Genomic DNA, 7,759 nt, shown 5'->3' with positions numbered 1-7,759 from the left:
CAGACATAATCCTCATGACCACGGAAGGGAATGGAGACTCTTACTTTATTCACCACCCGATTCAAACTGTTCTGAACTGGTGCAAGAATCTGCTGGGGTAATTTCTCCAGATTCTCACCCATAGTTTGAATTGCCAAAACTAGACTATCTAGGGGTTGGATAGTCAATAAATTCTCTACCCTCGCGGCTTTCTCTCGCAATCGTGATTCAGTCAGTGCCTTTTCTAATGTGGCAATCTGGTGCTGTTCATAAGCATCACTGCGTTGATAAAAATTCTTCGCTTGAGGTGATGATAAAAACTCTAGCTTTTCCCAATTTTCCCGCACCTCTGCCAGCAATCCCCCCTGCATTAAGTATTTTTCATTCTCCCCTTTATTCACCCACTCGCGTAAACCATCTGCTAACCGATCGCTCAACCGCCGCAAATCTCGGTCTTGTTGTCGCCATTGGGCAAACCTCTGCCAACCCTCAATTAAGGCTTCATGCGCTAAATCAATCCACGCTTTTCCTTGTTCATCTTTCCCAGCTACCAGCAAACGTCCTTTCACTAATCCTTCATCTAGCAATTCACTTAATGCTTCCTGCTGTTTTTGGTCATTACCAGCAATGGCTAACAGTTCAGCTTTTGGTTGGCGCTGTCGCGTATCCTTTTCTCCCTCTCCGGTTCGCACTAATCGCAGGAAAATTTGCCCAATCCAGTCCTTCTCCTGTTCATTTCGTTTTTGAGTCGGGGAATCCTGCTGATAATCTTCGTAAAGATAAACATTTTCTGCATGAAGATTCAGCGCCCCTGTCAATCCTTGGAAGTTTTCATACTGTTCTAGGGTGAGTTGATGCTTTTGTTGGTCGCGTTTTTCCCAGAGTCTAGTTAAAGCAAACTCCATCAACGGCAAGTATCCCGGTTCTTTACCAACATCTTCTAAAATTTTCAGTACTAATGTTTCTTCAACACTATGACCTTGAAGTTTTGCAGGTTCGGTTATTGTCTCTTTTAAATCAACTCCAGTGATACGCGGCATCAAAACAAGCTGATTTTCAATCAATTTATTTAAAGATGGATAGTCTGAACATGGTTCGAGAAAATCCGATCGCATGGTAATCACAACTTTCAACCGCGAATCGGTCATCTCTACTACCTGAGTCAGCAATTCAATAAATCTCTGCTTTTCTTCAGCAACAGAGACAGTAAATAGTTCCTCAAACTGATCTACTACCAATAAAAATTTTTCTGCACCTGTGAGATGCTGCAAAATTACACGTAAAGGATTCAGTTCTTGAGTAATCAACTCCCAAAGCAATCTTTCTTTTTTCGCTCCCGGAAAAAATGCTTTCAGAACTCCTCGCAATTCCTGTAAAGGCTGAAATCCTGGCTTGATTGGTGGTAAAATTTGCCAGACACTACGATCTAATTCTGGAATCAAACCTGCCTGAACCACGGAAGATTTACCACTCCCGGAAGCGCCAATAATTGGAACAAAGGGATTTTGTGCCAATTTCCCTAGAATGTTCCTCACAACCTGCTTGCGCCCAAAGAAAAACTGTTTTTGTTCGGCTTCAAAGGCTTTTAACCCTTGGTAAGGACATTCATCTTTGATTTCAAAGGTTTGAGCTTGTGTTTGATTCTTGTAGCTAACTAAAGTAATCGAACTTCCCCAACCCAATTGAATAGGTTGTTGACCACTACCTTTAAGTTCGGCCCTAATACTAGCGAACAGATCAGCACTTGTCACCTGTCCATGCTGATTAGCCTTCTCTGCTGACAAACCAGCCAGCAAAGCTGTTGTAAAAATACTGTGTTGTGCGCTTTTTTTGGCATAGGCTTCTTGAAAAGGTCTGCAAGCTGCAATAAAGTAGTAATCGCTTTCTGAATTAAAGGCGGTAAGAGTTGTTTTGAGCAGATTGTTTTCCAAAAAATAACCACTGTGACAGCAATCTAACAGCACTACTAAACTACTCAAGTTGGATTTTGCAATTAAATTGTTGAGACTCAAAAGACTAATCCCGCCTGTTTGCTCAATAATTTGCTTGCCTTGAGTGACAATTGTCAAGTCAGAAGTGGCTAGATATGCTTGTTGTGTTCCTAAGCTGTCAGATACGGTGATGCCATGCCCTGTAAAGTAAATTAGCGCTTCGTTTTTAACTGCTTGTTGTTGCAAAAGTGTTTTTAAAGCTTCAGCCAACTTAGTTGTACTAACTTTCCCTTTGAGAACAGCGATATCCTCAAAATCACCATGCGCTTTTAGTACCTGCGCCACGGCTTCTGCATCCGTAGCTGGTTTTGTGAGGTTGGAAAGCTGATTTGTATAATCTGTAATGCCAACAACAAGCGCGTAACGAGCCATCTATACATATTTAAGTTGTCTGTTACAGAATAAGATAACGTAAATACACCTAAAATCTGAGGGCTTGATGTCGAACATAGAACGTTTAGTCTTTGAAGAAGACGGGGAAATCTATACAATTCTGTTCGAGTCAAAGGAAACGCCAACTGTTCCAGAAATAGTCACACCAGAGGTTGATGACGATAAAGAATCCTACGGCTGGCGGGAAGAGGCATTTGTCAAGATTGAGGAAGTTCACCATCAAATTCGAGCTTATACCAAATATGCCATTGGCGCTTTTAAAAATTTAGGTGCTGCCGAAGTTGAAGAGGTGACTCTGAAGTTCGGCTTGAAGATCGGCGGAAAAACTGGTATCCCCTTCGTGACTGAAGGTTCGGCGGAGAGTAATTTTGAAATTGAGGTGAAGTGTAAGTTTCCTGAGAAGAAGCAAAATTCCAGCACTTGAGGTTTTGCTTTAGCAGGGATAAGCTTTATACCTTCAACTCTGCTAGGAATTATGGAAGCGATCGCCCTTCACTCACCATCATTCACCCTTGAATCTCGGATGTTGCAGTTCAAAGCACGAAGTTCCGAGTTCAAAGAGTAAGCGATCGCCTTCCATTCTCCATCATTCACTCTTGGATCTCGGACGTTGCAGTTCAAAGCATGAAGTTTCGTGTTCTGATCTCGAAATTCCATGTTCTGAGGTTGAAGCTTCGAGTTCAGAACTCGGAACGCCGAGCAATTTACTCCAACATCCGAGTTCTGAACCTCAATATTGCACCTAAGAAGTGCAATCGCCGAGCTATTTTCTACAACGCTGCTGCTTGAGGCTTGGACTTCCGAGATTTACGGGCGAACCTTTGCCCCATTTCTTCAACTACTGTATCTAAACCAGCGCCTTGTCCACTAGCTTTGGCATAGTTATACACCTGCAACGCGGCTGCATAAGCTTCACTACCCACAGCTAGCGAAGTATCATCCACCAACTCTTGTAATTGTGTCAAAGACAGCAATACTGGATATAAAGCTTCAAATAATTGAACGTCTTTCCGCATCTCATTAAGGTCAAACGATCGCGGTAAAAACTCTGGGTTCTGTGTCGCCACCTCCAATGCCTTGCTGACAAAGGCACGGCTTTTATCTCCCATCTTGGGTAAAGCTTTACGCTCCTCGTTACTTAAATCAATCAAAAATGGTAGCTTGTCTTTTATTGTGGCGATCGCTTGCAACACAGCATCTCTCTCTGATTGCGCTAGTGCTGCACTAATTGGGGCTGTGGACATAGAAATTAGTCTCCAGTAGGTTGCTTAATTTTAGAGTGCCCACATATACAACAAAATTACCAAGTTCAAAGCTTCAACAACACGACGTAGGGGCACGGCAATGCTGTGCCCCTACAATGATTCAAAAAGGAATATCGAACAGGAATTCATAAACATCAGGATTCTGCTGTGAATTTTCTGGATCATCTGCCCACCTTTGAGGATTGTCTAGGATATATTCTCGGATGTGATCCAAAGATTTTTGATCCCGGCTAATGTGTTCGTAAAAATTGCGTTGCCAGATCGATTGCCTTTTGGTGTGCCAAATAACATTAATGCTTTTGCTGACAGCGCTTTTATAGCTGCCAATTACGGTTGGGATAGAACCGCGCACAGGTTTGCCAAATTGTTCTCTTGTAGGGGCATGGCAATGCCATGCCCCTACAGACTTGTCAGTAATTACCAATATTCCATGTAGATGATTAGCCATTACCACAAAAGTATCTAATTCAATGTACGGAAAATGATCGAGAATTGCCTCCCAGCAATTGAAGGCAATATGACCGAAATAATTTAATTGCATTTTGCCCTTGACCACATTGCCAAATAAACAATGCCGCCCCTGCGTACAAAGCGTAATAAAATAGGCTCCTGGTTGGGTGTAGTCATGTCCTTTTAGGCGAATAGAACGACGCTGATGTATTCGCGGGTCGTAAGGCATTAATTTTTAAGTACGGTTATTTGTAAATTGTGTTTATATTAACCTGGAGATTTTTATCTAACGTAGGGGCACGGCATTGCCATGCCCTTACATCGTTGTGCCCCTTGAGAAAAATCGCACATCGCGCTAGTCTTCATTGACGTAACTGCACGCTGTAACATTAGGCGATGACAAATCAACTATCTCTAGAAATTCCCTCTTGCACTTGGAGCCGTCCTATCGGCTTAGGCTGGGACAAACCTTATACCGTCCGCTACGCAAGTAATATCGATGATGGGCCTTGGCATGGTATGCCTTTAGGTGGCTTTGGTGCAGGTTGCATCGGTCGTTCTTCACGGGGAGATTTTAACCTGTGGCACATCGACGGCGGTGAGCATACCTTCAAAAACGTTCCCGCTTGTCAATTCAGTGTCTTTGAGTCCAATAGCACATCTTCCCAAGCCTACGCTTTATCTACCCAAGCGCCCGATGATGGCACTCTCAAAGCTTGGCAATGGTATCCGACAACTCCCGGCACAGAGGGGACAGGTAATTATCAGGCGCTATATCCACGTAGCTGGTTTGTGTATGAAAATGTATTTCAAGCACAGTTGACTTGTGAGCAATTTTCCCCAGTTTGGGCAGGTAATTATCAAGAAACTAGCTACCCTGTGGCAATATTCCTCTGGAATGCCCACAACCCCACAGATGCACCCATTACTCTGGGCATTATGCTCACTTGGCAAAATATGGTGGGCTGGTTTACAAACACTCTAAAATCTCCCGAAGTGCGGGTGCGCGATGATGGTAGTCCGGTTTACGAATACCAACCACGCTGGGGCGAAAGTCAAGGAAACTATAACCAAATAGTTGAAAATACACAACAGTTTGGCTGTGTTTTAGGTCGGGTTGGTATTGGTGAACCTTTGCAAGAAGGTGACGGAACTTGGTGTATTGCTACACTTAAACATCCCCAATTGGAAGTATTTCACCACACTCGCTGGAATCCTGAAGGAACGGGTGAGGAGGTGTGGCAAAGCTTTGCCAAAGATGGTTCTTTGCCCAATTATATAAATACAAATTCAGTAGCAGAAGGTGAACAGTTAGGGGCTGCGATCGCAATCCGTTTCACTCTCCAACCAGGCGAAACTCTCGAAATCCCCTTTGTCCTCGCTTGGGATTTACCCATTACAGAATTTGCCGCCGGAGTCAACTATTATCGCAGATATACAGACTTTTTTGGTAAAAGTGGAAACAACGCTTGGGCAATCGCATCTACTGCCCTACAAGAATACCAAAGCTGGCGATCGCAAATTCAAAGTTGGCAAAAACCGATTCTCGACCGGGAAGATTTACCCAACTGGTTTAAAATGGCTCTATTTAATGAGCTTTATGACCTCACTAGCGGCGGTACTGTCTGGAGTGCAGCATCAGAACTTGACGCCATCGGTCAGTTTGCAGTGCTGGAGTGCCTAGATTACCGTTGGTATGAAAGTTTAGATGTGCGATTATACGGCTCTTTTGCCCTGCTGATGCTGTTTCCAGAACTAGAAAAATCGGTAATGCGGGCATTTGCACGGGCGATTCCTCAAGGTGATGATACACCCCGAATCATTGGCTATTACATGACAATCAAAGCTGAAAGTCCTGTCGCCGTTCGCAAAGTTGCAGGTGCAACACCCCACGATTTAGGCGCACCGAATGAACACGTGTGGGAGAAAACCAACTACACCAGCTATCAAGACTGCAATTTATGGAAAGATTTGGGTAGTGATTTCGTCTTGCAAGTATACCGTGATTTTCTGCTTACGGGTGCTGACGATGTAGAATTTTTAGCAGATTGCTGGCCTGCGATCGTTCAAACCCTCGACTATCTGAAAACTTTTGACCTTGATGGCGATGGGATTCCCGAGAATTCTGGTGCGCCTGACCAAACCTTTGATGATTGGCGGTTACAGGGTGTCAGCGCCTATTGTGGGGGGTTGTGGTTAGCGGCCCTGGAGGCTGCGATCGCGATTAGTGATATTTTATTAACTTACCAGACAGGTAACACAGCATTGGCGGCGCAAAAGTCCATCTATGAAACTTGGTTACAACAATCTCTTCCTATTTACCAAGAAAAACTTTGGAATGGGCAATATTACAAACTTGATAGTGAAAGTGGTTCTGATGTGGTAATGGCAGATCAATTATGCGGACAGTTTTATGCTCGTCTGCTGGACTTACCTGATATTGTACCGAGCGATCGCGCTCTCTCTGCCCTAAAAACTGTTTATGATGCGTGCTTTTTAAAATTCTGCAACGGTGAGTTTGGTGCTGCTAATGGTGTTCGTCCTGACGGTTCACCAGAAAACCCCAAAGCTACTCATCCCCTAGAAGTCTGGACAGGGATAAACTTTGGGCTGGCGGCTTTTCTTGTGCAAATGGGAATGAAAGATGAAGCATTTAAGTTGACGCAAGCTGTGGTACAGCAAATTTATAAGAATGGTCTGCAATTCCGCACCCCTGAAGCTATCACCGCAGTTGGTACTTTCCGCGCTAGCACTTACTTACGGGCAATGGCAATTTGGGGCATTTACTTAGTTATTAATTAATTTGCCATCAAAGCGGTTCTCGTTTTGATGCAACAAACGTAGGGGCGCACAGCTATTATGCGTGTCAACTCAAGGTGAAAGCCAATCTAGAACAAGCTTTTATCGCAATACGCTTGAGTTAAGCATTTTCTCATTCTTTCTGTGTACTCTGCGCCTCTGCGGTTAGTTAAAAAAATTGACTTTGACAAAGAGTTTTAACCTTAACCCAAGCGTATTGGTCTTTATCTGAGAAAGTAGAGTCTAGATTTGTGATTGTATTTTCCGAGTGTTTCCGGAAGCGAAGGAAAATTTTAGTAATGGTAAGAGTTGAAGCATTGAGAATTCAAGACTACTCTATGCCGACTATATCTTTGTTTTAGACCGAGGTATTCTTGTTGAGCAAGGCACTGATCGCAAAGTCATAAAAATTGGTAGTTTTTACTAGCATTTAACCCAACTGCCACAGCATCCGTAATCTCAACTTTATAAAACTTTTAAAGATTAAGACACATATAGGATTCCGATTTTATTTTTGAAATCCACGTAGGGTGTGTTAGCGATAGCGTAACGCACCAAAATCTTAGAATGGTGCGTTACGCTTTGTTAATACATCTTACAAGACTACTTCTTTTTCAAAAAAAATTTACGATTATTATAAAATTTACTACTGAATAAACTTAACAAAATTATGTGTTAGTTAACTTTATCTCTATCACTAAATTTTCTAATAAGCTGTTACGTATACAATTGCATTATCAGGGCAAGCAAGATGCCAACCCACAATCATATTGAAAAAATATTAGTGCAAATTAAAGGTGCAACAGCTTATTCTATCTACTTAATCTGTTACATATTTATTTTTTCATAAAAGCATCTTGCTACAGGTGTTTTACTTGATTC

At 42.8% G+C, this 7,759-nt stretch carries 6 protein-coding genes; 2 read left to right on the top strand and 4 right to left on the bottom strand.

The genetic code is table 11. The features are described from left to right. Positions 1-2,342: caspase family protein (locus ACFFAP_RS32805; RefSeq protein ID WP_375515134.1), on the bottom strand; the 2,342-nt coding region annotated here is incomplete at its 3' end. A gap of 67 nt (positions 2,343-2,409) precedes the next feature. Here ACFFAP_RS32805 and ACFFAP_RS32800 point away from each other — a divergent pair. After that, complete coding sequence (locus tag ACFFAP_RS32800) at positions 2,410-2,787, top strand: CU044_2847 family protein (protein ID WP_375515133.1); 378 nt, start codon at positions 2,410-2,412, stop codon at positions 2,785-2,787. Between the two features lie 68 nt (positions 2,788-2,855). Here the strand turns inward: ACFFAP_RS32800 and ACFFAP_RS32795 are convergent, their stop codons facing one another. From ACFFAP_RS32795 to ACFFAP_RS32785, 3 genes are all read right to left on the bottom strand, one after another. After that, positions 2,856-3,020, bottom strand: coding sequence for a hypothetical protein (locus ACFFAP_RS32795; RefSeq protein WP_375515132.1), 165 nt, complete (start codon positions 3,018-3,020; stop codon positions 2,856-2,858). Positions 3,021-3,133: 113 nt separating this feature from the next. Then, complete coding sequence (locus ACFFAP_RS32790; protein ID WP_375515131.1) at positions 3,134-3,607, bottom strand: hypothetical protein; 474 nt, start codon at positions 3,605-3,607, stop codon at positions 3,134-3,136. Between the two features lie 121 nt (positions 3,608-3,728). Continuing rightward, positions 3,729-4,307, bottom strand: a complete 579-nt coding sequence (locus ACFFAP_RS32785) for a transposase (protein ID WP_375515130.1) — start codon at positions 4,305-4,307, stop codon at positions 3,729-3,731. Positions 4,308-4,474: 167 nt separating this feature from the next. Between ACFFAP_RS32785 and ACFFAP_RS32780 the strand changes: the two genes are divergently transcribed. Continuing rightward, positions 4,475-6,880 (top strand): GH116 family glycosyl hydrolase, encoded by a 2,406-nt coding sequence (locus ACFFAP_RS32780; RefSeq protein ID WP_375515129.1) that lies wholly within the window; start codon positions 4,475-4,477, stop codon positions 6,878-6,880. Positions 6,881-7,759 lie beyond the last annotated feature (879 nt).

The sequence above is a fragment of the uncultured Nostoc sp. genome, from assembly GCF_964245575.1.
Classification (GTDB): Bacteria; Cyanobacteriota; Cyanobacteriia; order Cyanobacteriales; family Nostocaceae; genus Nostoc.
This window is presented reverse-complemented; position numbering and strand designations above follow the sequence as displayed.

Bases quoted from the DNA above. Each gene is read 5' to 3' on its own strand.
- ACFFAP_RS32800 (WP_375515133.1), top strand. From the start codon at position 2,410: ATGTCGAACATAGAACGTTTAGTCTTTGAAGAAGACGGGGAAATCTAT.
- ACFFAP_RS32795 (WP_375515132.1), bottom strand. From the start codon at position 3,020: ATGGAATTTCGAGATCAGAACACGAAACTTCATGCTTTGAACTGCAAC.
- ACFFAP_RS32790 (WP_375515131.1), bottom strand. From the start codon at position 3,607: ATGTCCACAGCCCCAATTAGTGCAGCACTAGCGCAATCAGAGAGAGAT.
- ACFFAP_RS32785 (WP_375515130.1), bottom strand. From the start codon at position 4,307: ATGCCTTACGACCCGCGAATACATCAGCGTCGTTCTATTCGCCTAAAA.
- ACFFAP_RS32780 (WP_375515129.1), top strand. From the start codon at position 4,475: ATGACAAATCAACTATCTCTAGAAATTCCCTCTTGCACTTGGAGCCGT.